The organism is Geodermatophilus amargosae, from assembly GCF_900116515.1.
Lineage (GTDB): Bacteria > Actinomycetota > Actinomycetes > Mycobacteriales > Geodermatophilaceae > Geodermatophilus > Geodermatophilus amargosae.
Map to the genome: position 1 here is coordinate 92,448 of NZ_FPBA01000007.1, position 15,945 is coordinate 108,392.

A 15,945-nucleotide genomic window follows, 5' to 3' on the forward strand; every position below is an offset into this window, starting at 1 on the left:
GACACGGCACCCACCGTTACCCCGGGGCGACGGACGACGACATGCCACCTCGTGTCGCACCGGGAGGCCGATCTCCTGTCACTTGTCCACACACCGGAGCCCCGCAGCTCGACGTCCGTGGGCGATCCCGGCCATGGTGCCCGGCGGCGTGTCGGCGGATCCTCGCCACCGTCAGCACGTCCCCCTGACCCCTGGGAGCCGACATGAGCACCATCCGCACCCGCGCCGCCGTCGTCCTGACCGCCGCCACGGCCGCCCTCGGCGCCACCCTCTCCCCCGCCTCCGCCGCCGGCTGCAGTACGGCGTGGGGCTCGCTGCCGGAGGCCCTCGCCGATCGCGGCGGGGGCACCCTCGACGACGTCCGCGCCGGCCGGCACGACTGCTACGACCGGCTGGTCCTCGACCTCGACGGGATCGACGCCGCCGACGTCTCCTACGACGTCCGCTACGTGGGCGGGTCGCGCAGGACGGCTCGGGCCGGCCGGTGCCGCTGCGCGGGGCCGCCGACCTCCAGGTGGTCGTGCACTCCCCCGCGTACGCCGACGGGACGGCCACCTACGACCCGCGCGACGACGCCGAGGCGGTCGCGGTCGGCGGCTACCGCACCTTCCGCCAGGTCGCCTGGGCGCAGTCGTTCGAGGGCACCAGCACCGTGGGCCTCGGCGTCCGCGCCCGGCTGCCGTTCCGCGTGGTGGTCCTCGACGGCCCGGGCGACGGCGCCCGGCTCGTCGTCGACGTCGCGCACACCTGGTGAGCACCGCGGCCGGACCGGGGACGCCCGGTCCGGCCGCCCGCCAGGATGGCGCCGTGGACGAGCGGACCCCCCTCGACGTCGTCGCCGACCTGCTGCGCACCGTGCGCTCGGGGGTCGACCCCGACCGCGCCGCCGACCTGATGGCGGCCGAGGTCCTGGCACACCAGGGCGACTCGGGCGTCGTCGTCCGCCGGACGCCGGCCGGCTACGCCGACCACGTGCGCGAGATGCTCGCCGAGCACGGCCCGTGGGAGTTCACCGTCACCCGGCTGGCACCCGACGGCGACGCCGTGGCCGCCGAGTGGCGCCAGGTCGGCCGCCCCGACCCCGGCACCGGACAGCGCGTGGTCGAGCACGGCCGCGCCCGGTACACCGTCCGGGACGGCCGGGTCACCGGGTACGTCGTCGCCTTCGAGCACACCGTCGAGGACTGATCCCCTCGACAGGTCTGGGTCCAGGGTCGCACCGTCCTGTCCGACCGGCTGCGCCGGCTGGTGACCGCGGGCGTGCTCGAGCCGCGGGAGTACGTCCTGCCCGGCGCCCGGCCGCGGCAGGAGTACGTGCTCACCGACGCCGGACGCGACCTGCTGCCGGTCCTCGCCGCCTTCTCCGGCTGGGCGGCCCGGCACCTGGCCGACGACCGCCCGGCCGACGTGACCTACCGGCACGCCGGCTGCGGTGGCCACGTGGGCGCACACCTGGTGTGCGACTGCGGGGCCGAGATCACCCACGGCGACCGGCTGGTCGCCTCCGTCCTGAGAGAGGGGACCCGTGAGCAGCACGCTGCCCCGCACCACCCTGCCCCGCACCACCCTGCCCCGCACCACGGACGCCACCTTCGCTTCCGACGTCCTCGGCAGCGACGTGCCCGTCCTCGTCGACTTCACCGCGTCCTGGTGCCCGCCGTGCCGCATGGTGACGCCGGTGCTCGAGCAGCTCGCCGCCGAGGAGGGCGACCGGCTGCGGGTCGTCCAGCTCGACGTCGACGCCGACCCCGAGACCGCACGGACACACCGGGTCATGGGCCTGCCGACGATGAGCCTGTTCCGCGACGGCGAGGTCGTGGCCACCGTCGTCGGCGCCGGCCGCGGGCGGCGATCGCCCGCGAGATCGAGCCGTTCCTCGCCCCCCGCGGAGTCCCGGGCCCGCCGGCGTCAGCGCGCCGGCGGGTCCGTCCGGTCGTCACGGGGCTCGGGCCGCGGGCCCTCGATGGCACGCGGCGCGCGGCGCAGGTCGTCGAGCAGGTCCTGGCCGGGCCGGCGCGGCTCGTCGACCAGCTCGGCCGGGGTGTCGGGGACGACGACCCGGGGACCCTCGCCGGCGTCGTCGAAGCTGCGGGGCACGCGCTTGATGTGCCGGTTCATCGACCGGACCAGGAAGCCGACGGCGACCAGCAGCACGAGGATGAGGAACAGCCCCAGCGGGCCGGACTTGCCGACGTCCTCGGGCAGCTGCTCCTCGGCGGCCAGCACGGCCTCGACCAGGACGCCGGGGATGGACGCGGCGTTCACGGGACCGGCACCTCGCTGCGGATGCCGGCGAACAGGTCGTCCTCGGGCAGGGGCGAGTCGACCAGCGAGCGGGCCAGCTCGTAGTCCTCGGTGGGCCAGACCCGCTGCTGCACGTCCATCGGGCAGGCGAACCAGCGGCCGGCGGGGTCGATCTGGGTCGCGTGCGCGATGAGGGCGGCGTCGCGGACCGGGAAGTACTCGGCGCAGGGCACCCGGGTGGTCACCCGGGAGGACATGTCCCGCTCGGGGTCCCAGGTGGCCAGCCACTCCGCGTAGGGGGACTCCGCCCCGGCCTCGACCATGGCCTCGTGCAGCGCCCGCACCCGGGTCAGGGTGAAGGTCATGTGGTAGTAGAGCTTGCTCGGCTGCCAGGGCTCGCCCAGGTCGGGGTACCGCTCGGGGTCACCGGCCGCCTCGAAGGCGTGCACCGAGATCTCGTGGGTCTTGATGTGGTCGGGGTGCGGGTAGCCGCCGTTCTCGTCGTAGGTCAGCACGACGTGCGGCCGGAACCGGCGGATCAGCTCGACCAGCGGGGCGGCGGCCTCCTCCGTGGGGACCAGCGCGAAGCAGCCCTCGGGCAGCGGCGGCAGCGGGTCACCCTCGGGCAGACCGGAGTCGACGAAGCCGAGGAACTCCTGCTGGACGCCGAGGATCTCGCGGGCGCGCGACATCTCCTCGACGCGCAGCTGCGGCAGGCGCTCCCAGATCTCGGGGCGGTCGAGCGCCGGGTTGAGCACGGAACCGCGCTCGCCGCCGGTGCAGGTCGCCACCATCACCTCGACGCCCTCGGCCACGTACCGGGCCATGGTCGCGGCGCCCTTGCTCGACTCGTCGTCGGGATGGGCGTGAACGGCGAGCAGGCGCAACGGGTGGGCGTCGGTCACCGCCACAGTGTCCCCGAGGCGACGACGGGACGCCGCGAACCCCGTCGTCCGGACGGGTGGATGTGGTGCTCGTCACGCGGACGTCGGATACGGTCCGCTCCCCCGCGGGGTCGTCCGCGTCCCTGCAACGGCCTCTCGGCCGGTGTTAGTTTGGCCGGATCGACGTCGACCGCCTCCCGACCGGGAGGTGGCCCCCGAGCTGCAGGAGTACCCCGCGTGACCACCCCCACTGAGAACGAGCAGGGCATCTGGCTGACCCAGGAGGCCCACGACCGGCTGAAGGCCGAGCTCGACCAGTTGGTGGCCGGCCGGCCCGCCATGGCCGCCGAGATCAACGCCCGCCGCGAGGAGGGCGACCTCAAGGAGAACGGCGGCTACCACGCGGCCAAGGAGGAGCAGGGCAAGCAGGAGGGCCGGATCCGGCAGCTGACCGACCTGCTCCGCAAGGCCCGCGTCGGCGAGCCGCCCACCACGGCCACCAGCGCCGAGCTGGGCACGGTCATCACCATCCGCTTCCAGGGCGACGACGAGACCGAGAAGTTCCTGCTCGGCTCGCGCGAGATCGCCGGCACGACCGACCTCGCCGTCTACTCGCCGGAGTCGGCGATGGGCTCGGCGATCCTCGGTGCGAAGCCGGGCACGACGGTCACCTACCAGGCGCCCAACGGCCGCGACATCACCGTCGAGGTCGTCGGCGTCGAGCCGTTCGTCCCCTGACCCGGACCCCGCCGATGCGCGTGGCCCGCTCCCGGCGGGTGGAGAACACCGGCTTCGTCTGCGTCCACTGCGCCGCCGACGTCCCCGCGAACAGCGACGGGCACTACCGCAACCACTGCCCGGTCTGCCTGTGGTCGCTGCACGTCGACGAGCTGCCCGGTGACCGCGCGAGTGGGTGCCGGCAGCCGATGGAGCCGATCGGGCTGGTCGAGAAGTCCGGCAAGGGCTGGCAGGTGGTCCACCGCTGCACGGCGTGCGGCCACCGCCAGCCCAACCGGCTCGTCCGCGACGGCGAGGCCCCCGACGACCTCGACCTGGTGCTCTCGCTGCCCTGGCTGTAGGCCGGTTGCCGGCGTTCCTCGTGCGCTGCCGGTCCTGCGGGACCCGCACCGCACGAGGAACGCCGGTACTGCCGACCGTCAGGCCGGGGCGAGGCCGCGGCGGCGCAGCAGCGGGCCGGGGTCGGCGTCGCGGCCGCGGACGGCGCGGAAGGCCTCCAGCGGGTCCACCGACCCACCGCGGGAGAGCAGCCGCTCGCGGAAGACGTCGCCGTTCTCGCGCCGCAGCCCGCCGTTCTCGCGGAACCACTCCACGGTGTCGGCGTCGAGGACCTCCGACCAGATGTAGGAGTAGTAGCCCGCCGCGTAGCCGCCGGCGAAGACGTGCTGGAAGTACGTCGTCCGGTAGCGCGGCGGCACCAGGTCGTTGGCGACACCCGCCTGCTCCAGCGCCCGCCGCTCGAACTCCGCGGGGTCGCCGACCTCGGTCTCGGGGGTGATGCGGTGCCAGGCCTGGTCGAGCAGCGTGGCGGCGAGGTACTCCAGCGTCGCGAAGCCCTCGCCCCACAGCCGCGCGCCGTCCAGCGCCTCGACGACGGCGGCCGGCAGCGGCTCTCCGGTCTCGACGTGCCGCGCGTAGGTGGACAGCACCTCCGGCCACAGCGCCCACATCTCGTTGACCTGGCTCGGGAACTCCACGAAGTCGCGGGGCACCGCGGTCCCGGCGAAGCGCGGGTAGGTCACCGCCGAGCTCAGCCCGTGCAGCGCGTGGCCGAACTCGTGGAACAGCGTGTCGACCTCGCTGAGCGTGAGCAGCGTCGGCCGGCCCTCGGGCGCGCGGGCCACGTTGAGGTTGTTGACGACGACCGGCCGGGTGCCGAGCAGCCGCGACTGGGTGACGAACGAGCTCATCCACGCCCCGCCGCGCTTGCCCTCGCGGGCGGTGAAGTCGCCGAGGTAGAGGCCGACCGCCTCGCCGTCGGGGCCGCTGACCTCCCAGACGCGGACGTCGGGGTGGTAGCCGGCGAGGTCCGGACGCGGGGCGAAGCGGAATCCGTAGAGCATCTCGGCGGCCCGGAAGACGCCGTCGACCAGGACCCGGTCCAGCTCGAACCACGACCGCAGAGCGGCGGTGTCCACCGAGTAGCGCTCGGCGCGCACCCGCTCGCTGTAGAAGGCCCAGTCCCACGCCGCCAGCTCGGTCACGCCGTCGCGGACGGCGACCTCGGCCAGCACCTCACCCTCGGCCAGCGCGTTCGCCGTCGACGGGCCGACCATCGACGACAGCATCGCGTCGACGGCGTCGGTGCTGCTGGCGGTCTGGTCGGCGAGCACCAGGTCGGCGTGGGTGGCGAAGCCCAGCAGCCGCGCCCGCTCGGCACGCACCCGGGCGATCCGCGCGGCCACCGGGCCGTTGTCGTGCTCGCCCGAGGACGCACGGGTCACCGACGCCTCGAAGACGCGGCGGCGCAGCTCCCGGTCGCGCAGCTTGGCCAGCACCGGCTGACCGGTGGGCAGCAGCAGCGGCAGCACGTACCCGTCGAGGCCGCGGTCGGCGGCGGCACCGGCCGCGGCGGCGACCTCCTCCTCGCTCAGCCCGTCGAGCTCGGCGGCGTCGGCCACCCGGACGGCGGCAGCCTCGGTGGCCAGCTGCAGGTTCTGCCCGAACTGTGTGGACAGCTCGGAGAGCTCGCGGTTCCTGTCCGAGAGCCGGGCGCGGCCCTCGTCGTCGAGTCGGGCGCCGGCCAGTACGCGGTCGAGGTGGTGGCGCTCGACCAGCCGGACCGCCTCGGGGTCCAGCCCGGAGTCGTGGCGCGCCTCGTGGACGACGTCGACGCGGGCGAACAGCGCGGGGTCCAGCCGCAGCGCGTCCGAGTGCGCGGCCTCCAGCGGTGCGAGCTCCCGCTCGATCTCGCGCAGCCGCGGCGAGGACAGCGAGGAGGAGAGGTTGCCGAACACCGCCTCGGCGCGGCGCAGCAGCGCGCCGGAGCGCTCCAGCGCCTCGACCGTGTTCGCGAACGTGGGCGGCTCGGCCGACCCGGTGATCGCGTCGAGCTCGGCGCGCTGCTCGGCCATCCCGGCCAGCACCGCCTCGCGGCAGTGCTCGAGGGTGATGTCGGCGAAGGGCGGCAGCCCGTACGGCAGCGGCGACTCGGACAGCAGCGGGTTGGACACGGCGGGGGCGGGATCGGCGCTCATCGCGGACGAGTCTCCGCTACGACTCCGCGGTCCTCCCGGACCGCACCGCGGCCGGGTGCCGTCCCGGGCGGCGCCGAGCCCAGCCCGCCACTCCTCGCGGAGGCCCCCACCCGTCCCGGCGACGGCGCCTCCGGCGCCGGGACGAGTGCGTCAGCGGCTGGCGGTCCGCCGGTAGATGCGGACCGACAGCGGCACGAAGACCGCCAGCAACAGGGCCGACCAGATCAGCGTGTACAGGACCGGGTTCTGCAGCGGCCACGTGTCCGGAGCTGCCAGGCCCGGTGCGGTGTTGCCGAACAGCTCCCGGGCGGCCTGCACGACCGCCGACACCGGGTTCCAGTCCGCGATCACCTTCAGCACCGTGGGGAAGTTGTCCGTCGGGACGAAGGTGTTGGCGATGAAGGTCAGCGGGAAGATGACGATGAAGCTGGCCTGCTGCACCACCTCCGGCGCCCGCACGAGCAGTCCCACCGTGGCCATCAGCCAGCTCATCGCGTAGGCGAACAGGAGCAGCAGCGCGAAGCCGGCCAGCGCCTCGGGGAGCGAGGACCGGATCCGCCAGCCCACGACCAGCCCGGTGACCCCCATGACGACGATGGACAGCGCGTTGAGCGCGAGGTCCGCGACCGTCCGGCCGACCAGCACGGCCGACGACGCCATCGGCAGGGACCGGAACCGGTCGATCAGCCCCTTCTGCAGGTCCTCGGCCAGGCTGGCCCCGGTGATCGTGCTCCCGAAGACGATCGTCTGGGCGAAGATCCCCGGCAGCAGGAACTCGGCGTAGCTGATGCCCTGGATGGGGATGGCGCTGCCGAACACGTACCGGAACATCAGCACGAACATGATCGGCGACAGCGTCGCGAAGACGATGAGCTCCGGGACCCGCTTGACCTTGACCAGGTTGCGACGGGTGATCGTCAGGCCGTCCTCGACGGCGACGGACAGCGAGCTCATCGGACACTCCCAGCGGTCTCGGCCGGCACGCGGGCGGTGTCCGCGGGACCGGCGCCGTCGTCGTCGGTCTCGTCGGCCGAGTGGCCGGTGAGGGTGAGGAACACGTCGTCGAGGTCGGGCCGGCGCAGCCCGATGTCGAGCACCTCGACGCCGGTGCCGTCCAGCAGCCGCAGCGCCTCGGCCAGCGAGTCGGTGCCGCCGCGCACCGGCAGGCTCAGCCGCCGGGTCTGCTCGTCGGGGTGGGCGCCTCCCGCCGAGAGGGGCGTGAGCAGCCGGGCGGCCTCGCCGAGGTCTGCGGCGCGGCGCACGGTCAGCTCCAGCCGCTGCCCGCCGACCTGGGCCTTCAGCTCGTCGCCGGTGCCGCGGGCGATCACCCGGCCGCGGTCGATGACCACCATCCGTTCGGCCAGGCGGTCGGCCTCCTCGAGGTACTGGGTGGTCAGCAGGATCGTCGTCCCGCCGCCGGCGAGGTCGGCGATGAACTCCCACATGCCCAGCCGGCTGCGCGGGTCCAGGCCGGTGGTCGGCTCGTCGAGGAAGAGCACCCGCGGGCGGGCGATGAGGGAGGCGGCGATGTCCAGCCGTCGCCGCATGCCGCCGGAGTAGGTCTTCGCCGGCCGCCCGGCGGCGTCGGTGAGCTCGAAGCGCTCGAGCAGTTCCTCCGCCCGCGTCCGCGACTCCCGCTTCCCGAGCCGGTAGAGCCGCCCCACCATCTCCAGGTTCTCGAAGCCGGTGAGGTACTCGTCGACGGCGGCGTACTGGCCGGTCAGCCCGATCATCGACCGCACCCGGCCCGGCTCCCGCAGGACGTCGACGCCGGCCACCTCGGCGCGGCCGCCGTCGGGCTGCAGCAACGTGGTGAGGATGCGGACGACGGTGGTCTTGCCCGCCCCGTTGGGCCCGAGCAGGCCGAGCACGCTGCCCTCGGGCACGGCCAGGTCCACCCCGGCCAGTGCGGTGTTGGACCCGAAGCGCTTCCGGAGTCCCTCGACGAGGATCGCGTTGCTCATGCCGGCGAAACTAAGTGTGAGCACCGACACTTCCCGAACGGATTTCGCCCACAGCGAACCATGTCCATGCCCTACCGACCGCGGCGGCGGCCAGGACTCATCGCCGGCCGCCCGGCGGCCCCCTGGAGGGGGCTCCCTCACCCCTCCGAGACGGGGAAGCCGGCGCTCGCCAGCGCCGTGATCACGGTCCGCGCGTGGTCGGGACCGCGGGTCTCGAGGACGACGAAGACCTCGACCTGCCCGAGGTCCAGGCGGGTCGACGTCCGCTCGTGCTCGACCTCGAGGACGTTGGCGCCGCCCTCGGCCAGGACCGCGAGCACCGCCGCGAGCGACCCCGGCCGGTCGGGCACGGCCAGGCGCAGCCGCAGGTACCGCCCCGCCGCGGCCATGCCGTGCTGGACCACCTTGAGCAGCAGCACCGGGTCGACGTTGCCGCCCGAGACGACGGCGACCACCGGCGGCGGGAAGGCCCCCGGCTCGGCCAGCACCGCGGCCACGGCGGCCACACCGGCCGGCTCGACGACGAGCTTGGCCCGCTCCAGGCAGAACAGCAGCGCGCGGGAGAGGTCCTCCTCCCCCACCGTGCGCACCTCGTCGACCAGGTCGCGGACGTGCGCGAGCGTCAGGTCGCTGGGGGCTCCGACGGCGATCCCGTCGGCCATCGTCGTCAGGCCGGACAGCGCCACGGGGTGCCCGGCCGCCAGCGACCCGGGGAAGGAGGCGGCACCCTCGGCCTGCACCGCCACGATGCGGACCCCCGGCCGGCGGGCCCGGACGGCGGCGGCGACGCCGGACACCAGACCGCCGCCCCCGGTGCAGACCACGACGGTGGCGACGTCGGGGCACTGCTCGAGCACCTCGGCGCCCACGGTCCCCTGCCCGGCGATGACGTCGGGGTGGTCGAACGGGTGGATGAACACCGCGCCGGTCGCCTCCGCGTGCGCGACCGCCGCGGCCAGCGCCGCGGTGAGGTCGACGCCGACGAGGCGGGCCTCGGCGCCGTAGCTGCGCGTGGCGGCCACCTTGGGCAGCGGAGCGGACTCGGGCATGAAGACGGTCGCCGAGATCCCGAGCATGCGGGCGGCCAGGGCGACACCCTGCGCGTGGTTGCCGGCGCTGGCCGCGACGACCCCCCGCGCCCGCTCCTCCGGCGTCAGCCGCGACAGCCGCACGTAGGCGCCGCGGAACTTGAACGAGCCGGTGTGCTGCAGGTTCTCGCACTTGAGGTGCACCGGGCCGCCCACCCGCTCGGCCAGCGCCCGCGAGTGCTCCAGCGGCGTGCGGCGCGCGATGCCCTCCAGCAGGTCGGCCGCGGCGGCGACGTCGGCACCGGTGACCAGGTCGGCTCCCATGCCCCGATCCTCCCAGGGCCGCCCGAGGCGCTCCCGCATCGTCGCTGGTCGTCGTACCGTGGCTGAGGTGACGGACGTCGCCCCAGCGCAGGCCCCACCCGCACCCACGACCCTCGGCGAGCTCCGTGCCACCGGAGCCGCCTTCCGGCCGGTCAAGGCCGAGATCCGCGCCAACCTCCTCGCCCGCCTCGGCGCCGGCGAGCCCAGCCTGCCCGGCATCGTCGGCTTCGAGGACACCGTCGTCCCCGAGGTCGAGCGGGCCCTCATCGCCGGCCACGACCTCGTCCTGCTGGGGGAGCGTGGCCAGGGCAAGACCCGCCTGATCCGCACCCTCGTCGGCCTGCTCGACGAGTGGACGCCGGTCCTGGCCGGCAGCGAGCTCAACGAGCACCCCCTGCACCCGATCAGCGTGTGGGCACACCGCCAGATCACCGAGCACGGCGACGACACCCCGGTCGGCTGGCTGCACCGGAGCGAGCGCTTCGGCGAGAAGCTGGCCACCCCCGACACCAGCGTCGGCGACCTCATCGGCGACGTCGACCCGATCAAGGTCGCCGAGGGCCGCACCCTGGGCGACCCGGAGACGGTGCACTACGGCCTGGTCCCCCGCACCAACCGCGGCATCTTCAGCGTCAACGAGCTGCCCGACCTCGCCGAGCGCATCCAGGTCGCGCTGCTCAACGTGCTCGAGGAGCGCGACATCCAGATCCGCGGCTACCGCGTGCGGCTGCCGCTGGACCTGCTGCTCGTGGCCAGCGCCAACCCCGAGGACTACACCAACCGCGGGCGGATCATCACGCCGCTGAAGGACCGCTTCGGCGCCGAGGTCCGCACGCACTACCCGCTGGAGCTGGCCGACGAGATCCGGCTGCTTCACCAGGAGGCGCAGACCAGCGGACTCGGTGCGCCGAGCGGGCACGACGGCTTCGACGCCCCCGTCGTCCCCCAGCACCTGGCCGAGATCGTCGCCCGGTTCACCCGGCTGGTGCGCGAGTCCAGCCACGTGGACCAGCGCTCGGGCGTCAGCGCCCGGTTCGCCATCGCGGGGCTGGAGACCGTCGCCGCCTCCGCCGTCCGCCGGGCCGCGATCGCCGGGGAGACCCGGCCCGTGGCGCGTGTCGTCGACCTGCCCGGCATCGTCCCGGCCAGCCGCGGCAAGGTCGAGTTCGCCGACTCGGGCAGCGACCCCGACGACGACCGGGAGATGGAGGTGCTCGAGCACCTGCTGCGGCAGGCGACCGCGCAGACCTTCCGCGCCCGGTGCGGCGGGCTGGACCTGACCGGCCTGCAGGAGCACTTCACCGGCGGGGAGACCGTCGAGTCCGGGGAACTGGTGCCGGGCGCGGCGCTGCTGGGCCAGCTGGGCACCATCCCGAGGCTGGCCGAGCTGCTCGGCCGCCTGGGCGTGCCGGAGGGCGAGGAGTCCGCCGAGCAGGCCGCCGCCGCCGTCGAGTTCGCCCTCGAGGGCCTCTACCTCACCCGCCGGCTGGCCAAGGACACCGACGGCACGCGGACGGTCTACGGAGCATGAGGGGCGAGCTCGCGAGCCCCTCCGTCGACGGAGCCCGGCCCCGGCTCGGGGCGCCGACGAGCGCCAGCGAGGAGGAGTCATGAGCCGGCCCCGCCCCGGCAGGGGGTACCGGTACGGCCGCTGGCGGGGTGGGCCCGACCCGCTGGCCCCGCCCTACGACCTGGGCAGCGCCGTCGACGAGATCGGCGACTCGGTGCTCGGCGGCAGCGGCGTCCGCGAGGCGCTGCGCGAGCTGCTGCGCCGCGGCATGGACGGCCGGCGCGGACTGGACGAGCTGCGCCGCTCGGTCCGCGAGCGGCTGCGGCAGGCGCGGACCGCCGGCCGGATGGACGGCACGCTGCAGGAGGTCCGCGAGCTGCTCGACCGGGCGCTCGAGGCCGAGCGCCGGGCGCTGTTCCCCGACCCGGACGACGCCGCCCGGCTGGCCGAGGCCGAGCTCGACGCACTCCCGCAGGACACCGCGGGTGCGGTGCGGGCGCTGAAGGACTACCCGTTCCGCTCGCCGGAGGCGCGGGAGGCCTACGACCGCATCCAGGACCTGCTGCGGCGGGAGGTGCTCGACAGCTCCTTCGCCAACATGAAGCAGGCGCTGGAGAACGCCACCGAGCAGGACATGCAGGCGGTCAAGGACATGGTCGCGGACCTGTCCCGGCTGGTGGACGCGCACAACCGCGGCGAGGACACCGACGAGCAGTTCCGCGAGTTCATGGACGAGCACGGGCAGTTCTTCCCCGACGACCCGCAGTCGGTGGAGGAGCTGATCGACTCCCTCGCCCGCCGGGCGGCCGCCCAGGAACGCATGATGGCCGGCCTGTCGCCGGAGCAGCGGGCCGAGCTGGCCGACCTGATGGCCCAGACCATGTCGGACATGGGGCTGGCCAGCGAGATGGCGCACCTGCAGGACGCGCTGCGGCAGGCCCGCCCCGATCTCCCCTGGGGTCAGCGCGGACAGGTCCCCGACGGCGAGCAGTCCCTCGGCCTCGGCGACGCCACCAGCGCCGTCGCGGAGCTGGCCGACCTCGAGGCGCTGTCCAACCAGCTCTCGCAGGGCTACGCCGGCGCCTCGCTGGCCGACGTCGACGAGGAGCTGCTCGAGCAGGCGCTGGGCCGCGAGGCCGTCGACGACCTCGCGGCGCTGCGGCAGATGGAGCGCGAGCTGGAGCGGCAGGGCTACCTCAACCGCTCCGACGGCAAGCTGGAGCTCTCGCCCAAGGCCGTGCGCCGCCTGGGTGCCACCGCGCTGCGGCGGGTGTTCGCCAAGCTCGACGCCGCCGGCCGGGGCGAGCACGACGTCGCCGACGCCGGTGCTGCCGGAGAGCTCACCGGGAGCTCGCGGGAGTGGCAGTTCGGCGACGAGCAGCCGCTCGACGTCGTCCGGACGGTCCGCAACGCGGTGCTGCGCACCGCCGGCGCACCCCACGCGGACCGTGACCGGAAGGTCAGCATCGCCGTCGAGGACTTCGAGGTCGTGGAGACCGAGCGGCGCACCGGGGCCGCCGTCGCCCTGCTGGTCGACCTGTCCTACTCGATGGCGCTGCGCGGCACGTGGGGCGCGGCCAAGTCGACGGCGATGGCGCTGCACTCGCTGGTGACGACGCGCTTCCCGCAGGACGCGATCCAGATCATCGGCTTCTCGTCCACCGCCCAGGTGCTCAAGCCCGAGACCCTCGCCGAGCTGTCCGTGGACACGCTGCAGGGCACCAACCTGCAGCACGGGCTGATGCTGGCCCGCCGGTTCCTCGCCCGGCACCGCGACGCCGAGCCGGTGGTCCTGGTGGTCACCGACGGCGAGCCGACGGCGCACCTGGAGGAGGACGGCACGCCGTACTTCTGCTGGCCGCCGATGCCCGAGACGATCGCCAAGACCGTCGCGGAGGTGGAGCGGGTGGCGCGGTCGGGAGCGACGCTCAACGTGTTCGCGCTCGACCCGGAGCCGAGCCTGGTGCACTTCGTCCACGACATCACCGCGCGGGCCGGCGGCCGGGTGTTCACCCCGGACAGCGACCGACTCGGCGAGTACGTCGTCGCGGACTACCTCCGCACCCGCCGGGGCCGCAGGGCACGGTGACCAGCGAGCCCGCGGCCGTCTCGGTCGAGGAGGTCGGCGTCGACGTCGTCCTCCCCCTGCGCAGCGCCGTCCTGCGCGACGGCGGCCCGGCGGGGCTCCCCGGCGACGGCGACCCCGCGACCGTGCACCTGGCCGCGCGGACGCCCGACGGCCGGGTGGTGGGCGTCGTCCGGCTCGGCCCCGCGCCGTGCCCGTGGCAGCCGGCGCGCGCACCGTGGCAGCTGCGCAGCATGGCCACCGGCCCGGAGGTGCGCGGCGCCGGGGCCGGCCGCGCGCTCCTCGAGGCGGGGCTGGCGGTGGTGGCCGCGCGGGGCGGGGACCTGCTGTGGTGCAACGCGCGGGAGGCCGCGGCCGGCTTCTACGCGCGTGCGGGCTTCCGCGTGGTGACCGGGCCGTTCGACGTCGAGCCTATCGGCCCGCACGTCGGCATGGTCATCTCCGTGCCCGACCGATGGGTCCTGCCGCCCGGAGGGGTCACCACCGCATGACCGAGTACGTGCAGACCGCGGAGGGCACCCGCATCGCCTACGACCGCGAGGGCGCCGGTCAGCCGCTGGTGCTCGTGGGCGGGGCCGGCCAGTTCCGCGCGGTCGACCCGGACACCGCGGAACTGGCGACCGAACTGGCCGCGCGCGGCTTCGACGTCGTCGTCCACGACCGGCCCGGCCGCGGGGACAGCGGCGGCGAGCCGCCGTTCGGGCTGGCCGGCGAGGTCGCGGCGATCCGAGCGCTCGTCGACCTCCTCGGCGGGCGCGCGTGGCTGTACGGCAGCTCCTCCGGGGGCGCCATCGCCCTCGCCGCGGCCGCAGAGCTGCCCGGCGTCGAGCGGCTGTTCCTCTGGGAGGTCCCGCTCGACGAGGAGCAGGGCACCGCGGGTGCGGAGGCCCTGGCCGCCGTCCGTGCGCTCGTGGCCGACGGGGACCGCGAGGGCATCTGGCGGCTCTGGACCGACGGCATGCCCCCGGAGTGGTTCGAGCAGATGCGCTCCGGCCCGTCCTGGCCGCTGTTCGAGCGGATGGCACCCACCCTGGAGGCCGACGCCGAGGCGCTCGCCTGGACGCAGTCGGCACCGCGGGCGAGGCTGTGGGCGCCGGTGACCGCGCACGCGGTGGTCCTGCTCGGGTCGGAGACCTTCCCGTTCATGGCCGACGCCGCCGACTCGATCGTCGGCTCGCTCGCCTCGGCGGAGCGCGCGGAGGTGCCCGGCAGGGACCACCGCTGGGAGGCGGCCGGCCTCGCCGACGTGCTGGCCGCCTCCCTGCCGGTCAGCGACGGACCGGGTACGAGCCGCTCGAGCTGATGCCCGGGATGCGCCCGGCGCGGAACGCGTCGACGAACAGCCGGTGGTCCTCCTGCGCCTGCCGGGCGTAGGTGTGGGCGAAGTCGACGAGGTCGGCGACGAACTCCTCGCGCCGGTCGCCGATCATCGCCGCGACCGCGTCCTCGGTCTGGAAGTCGACCAGCGTGTGGTCGCTGTCGGCGTCGCCGACGCAGTGCATCTTCGCCGTCGCCCGGCCCAGCTGGGCCACGACCGGCGCGATCTCCTCCGGCTCGGTCAGGTCCTCCCAGTCCAGGTCGACCTCGTAGGGCGAGAGCTCCTGGACGACGAACCCGACGCCGTCGATCTCGGTGTGGCCGAGGAACTGCGAGGCGTTGGCCTGCAGCGCCCGCTGGCTCACCGCCGTCCGGTGCCCGTGGTGCTCGAAGTACGCGCCGATCCGCTCGTCGCGGACGATGCGGCTGGGCGCGGCCACGTTGCCCTGCTTCAGCGACAGGACGACGTCGTTCTCCAGCGCCTGGTCGTACCCCTCGAGCAGCACGTTGTAGGCGGGCAGGCCGGCGCTGCCGATGCCGAAGCCCCCGGTGCCGATGACGTCCTTGACGTCGTAGGCGACGTCGCGGCGGCGCACCGGCGGGTGGACGGTCCCCCGCCACCGGTCCAGCGCGGCGAGCACCCGGTCGCGCTCGTCGTCGTCGAGCCGGCGGGTCCGGCCGCCGTCGGTGAAGCGCCGCTGGTACCCCTCGACGACGGTCATCCGGTCCAGCAGCGAGGCGCGCGTGCGGGTCGTCGTCTCGAGGATGGCCTCGCGGACGGCGCCCTCGGTGTTGGCCAGGGTCAGTGCGAAGGTGCGGTCGTCGTCGGAGCGGCGGAACGCCTCGACCTGGTCGAGGTAGGCGCGCAGGTAGGTGCCCAGCAGGTCGGCGATGACGTCGTCGCCGAGCGCCTTGCTCCAGGACAGCAGCGCGAAGCTGGCGGCGAAGCGGCGCAGGTCCCAGGTGACCGACCCGACGTAGGCCTCGTCGAAGTCGTTGACGTCGAAGACGATCCGCCCGGCACCGTCCATGTAGGTGCCGAAGTTCTCGGCGTGCAGGTCGCCCTGGATCCACACCCGGCTGGTCCGCTCGTCGCACCAGGGGTCCTCGAGGGCGGCCATGTCGGCGTAGAAGAGGCAGGCGCTGCCGCGGTAGAAGGCGAAGGGGTCGGCGGCCATCTTGCGGAACTTGGTGCGGAAGGCGTCGGCGTCGGCGGCCATCAGCTCGGAGAACGCCTCGACCAGGACGTCGACGATCAGTTCCGAGCGGTCGCCGGACGTTCTCCCGGAGGCCACCCGTCGGGGGGATTCGAGCACGGGGAGGACCGTAGAGGGCGGCTAGCCTGCAGGACAGGCGGTTGCGCGGGGGGACGA

Annotated in this window: 14 protein-coding genes and 3 pseudogenes; 10 read left to right on the top strand and 7 right to left on the bottom strand. The window is 74.6% G+C overall.

Going from position 1 to position 15,945, the window contains the following annotated elements:
• The first annotated feature begins 203 nt into the window (after positions 1-203).
• The 4 genes and pseudogenes from BM414_RS31805 to BM414_RS31810 form a co-directional block, all read left to right on the top strand.
• Positions 204-754, top strand: a pseudogene (locus BM414_RS31805) (AMIN-like domain-containing (lipo)protein).
• Between the two features lie 53 nt (positions 755-807).
• Positions 808-1,188, top strand: a complete 381-nt coding sequence (locus BM414_RS11905; RefSeq protein ID WP_175551564.1) for a nuclear transport factor 2 family protein — start codon at positions 808-810, stop codon at positions 1,186-1,188.
• A gap of 36 nt (positions 1,189-1,224) precedes the next feature.
• Positions 1,225-1,377 (top strand): annotated as a pseudogene (locus BM414_RS31355) (winged helix-turn-helix transcriptional regulator); the annotation flags it as partial.
• Between the two features lie 241 nt (positions 1,378-1,618).
• Positions 1,619-1,777: pseudogene (locus BM414_RS31810) on the top strand (thioredoxin family protein); the annotation flags it as partial.
• 131 nt (positions 1,778-1,908) lie between these two features.
• Here the strand turns inward: BM414_RS31810 and BM414_RS11920 are convergent.
• Positions 1,909-2,265 carry a hypothetical protein gene (locus BM414_RS11920; protein WP_093579658.1) on the bottom strand — a complete coding sequence of 119 codons (357 nt, stop codon included), beginning with the start codon at positions 2,263-2,265 and terminating at the stop codon, positions 1,909-1,911.
• On the bottom strand, positions 2,262-3,149 hold the full coding sequence (gene mca, locus BM414_RS11925; RefSeq protein WP_093579753.1) for a mycothiol conjugate amidase Mca: 888 nt from the start codon (positions 3,147-3,149) through the stop codon (positions 2,262-2,264). The genes BM414_RS11920 and mca overlap by 4 nt, the downstream gene beginning before the upstream one ends.
• Positions 3,150-3,365: 216 nt before the next feature.
• Between mca and greA the strand changes: the two genes are divergently transcribed.
• Complete coding sequence (gene greA, locus BM414_RS11930) at positions 3,366-3,866, top strand: transcription elongation factor GreA (protein WP_093579659.1); 501 nt, start codon at positions 3,366-3,368, stop codon at positions 3,864-3,866.
• A gap of 14 nt (positions 3,867-3,880) precedes the next feature.
• On the top strand, positions 3,881-4,207 hold the full coding sequence (locus BM414_RS11935; RefSeq protein ID WP_093579660.1) for an RNHCP domain-containing protein: 327 nt from the start codon (positions 3,881-3,883) through the stop codon (positions 4,205-4,207).
• 78 nt (positions 4,208-4,285) lie between these two features.
• On the opposite strand, the gene BM414_RS11940 is transcribed toward BM414_RS11935, so the two are convergent.
• The 4 genes from BM414_RS11940 to ilvA form a co-directional block, all read right to left on the bottom strand.
• Complete coding sequence (locus BM414_RS11940; protein ID WP_093579661.1) at positions 4,286-6,343, bottom strand: M3 family metallopeptidase; 2,058 nt, start codon at positions 6,341-6,343, stop codon at positions 4,286-4,288.
• Between the two features lie 150 nt (positions 6,344-6,493).
• Entirely contained in the window at positions 6,494-7,297 is an 804-nt protein-coding gene (locus BM414_RS11945) for an ABC transporter permease (RefSeq protein WP_093579662.1), read from the bottom strand.
• Complete coding sequence (locus tag BM414_RS11950; protein WP_093579663.1) at positions 7,294-8,307, bottom strand: ATP-binding cassette domain-containing protein; 1,014 nt, start codon at positions 8,305-8,307, stop codon at positions 7,294-7,296. The genes BM414_RS11945 and BM414_RS11950 overlap by 4 nt, the downstream gene beginning before the upstream one ends.
• A 137-nt stretch (positions 8,308-8,444) precedes the next feature.
• Positions 8,445-9,659, bottom strand: a complete 1,215-nt coding sequence (ilvA, locus tag BM414_RS11955; RefSeq protein ID WP_093579664.1) for a threonine ammonia-lyase — start codon at positions 9,657-9,659, stop codon at positions 8,445-8,447.
• Positions 9,660-9,726: 67 nt separating this feature from the next.
• On the opposite strand from ilvA, the gene BM414_RS11960 reads away from it, so the two are divergent.
• The 4 genes from BM414_RS11960 to BM414_RS11975 all read left to right on the top strand — a co-directional run bounded on the left by BM414_RS11960 (position 9,727) and on the right by BM414_RS11975 (position 14,558).
• Positions 9,727-11,190 (top strand): sigma 54-interacting transcriptional regulator, encoded by a 1,464-nt coding sequence (locus tag BM414_RS11960; RefSeq protein WP_093579665.1) that lies wholly within the window; start codon positions 9,727-9,729, stop codon positions 11,188-11,190.
• 79 nt (positions 11,191-11,269) lie between these two features.
• Positions 11,270-13,258, top strand: a complete 1,989-nt coding sequence (locus tag BM414_RS31365) for a VWA domain-containing protein (RefSeq protein WP_093579666.1) — start codon at positions 11,270-11,272, stop codon at positions 13,256-13,258.
• Positions 13,255-13,746 carry a GNAT family N-acetyltransferase gene (locus tag BM414_RS11970; RefSeq protein ID WP_093579667.1) on the top strand — a complete coding sequence of 164 codons (492 nt, stop codon included), beginning with the start codon at positions 13,255-13,257 and terminating at the stop codon, positions 13,744-13,746. Before BM414_RS31365 ends, BM414_RS11970 begins: the two co-directional genes overlap by 4 nt.
• Positions 13,743-14,558: an alpha/beta fold hydrolase gene (locus BM414_RS11975; RefSeq protein ID WP_093579668.1), complete on the top strand. Its 816-nt coding sequence runs from the start codon at positions 13,743-13,745 to the stop codon at positions 14,556-14,558. Before BM414_RS11970 ends, BM414_RS11975 begins: the two co-directional genes overlap by 4 nt.
• Here the strand turns inward: BM414_RS11975 and BM414_RS11980 are convergent.
• Complete coding sequence (locus BM414_RS11980; RefSeq protein ID WP_245784657.1) at positions 14,524-15,888, bottom strand: DUF2252 domain-containing protein; 1,365 nt, start codon at positions 15,886-15,888, stop codon at positions 14,524-14,526. The two genes, BM414_RS11975 and BM414_RS11980, sit on opposite strands and share 35 nt — an antisense overlap.
• Positions 15,889-15,945: the final 57 nt, after the last annotated feature.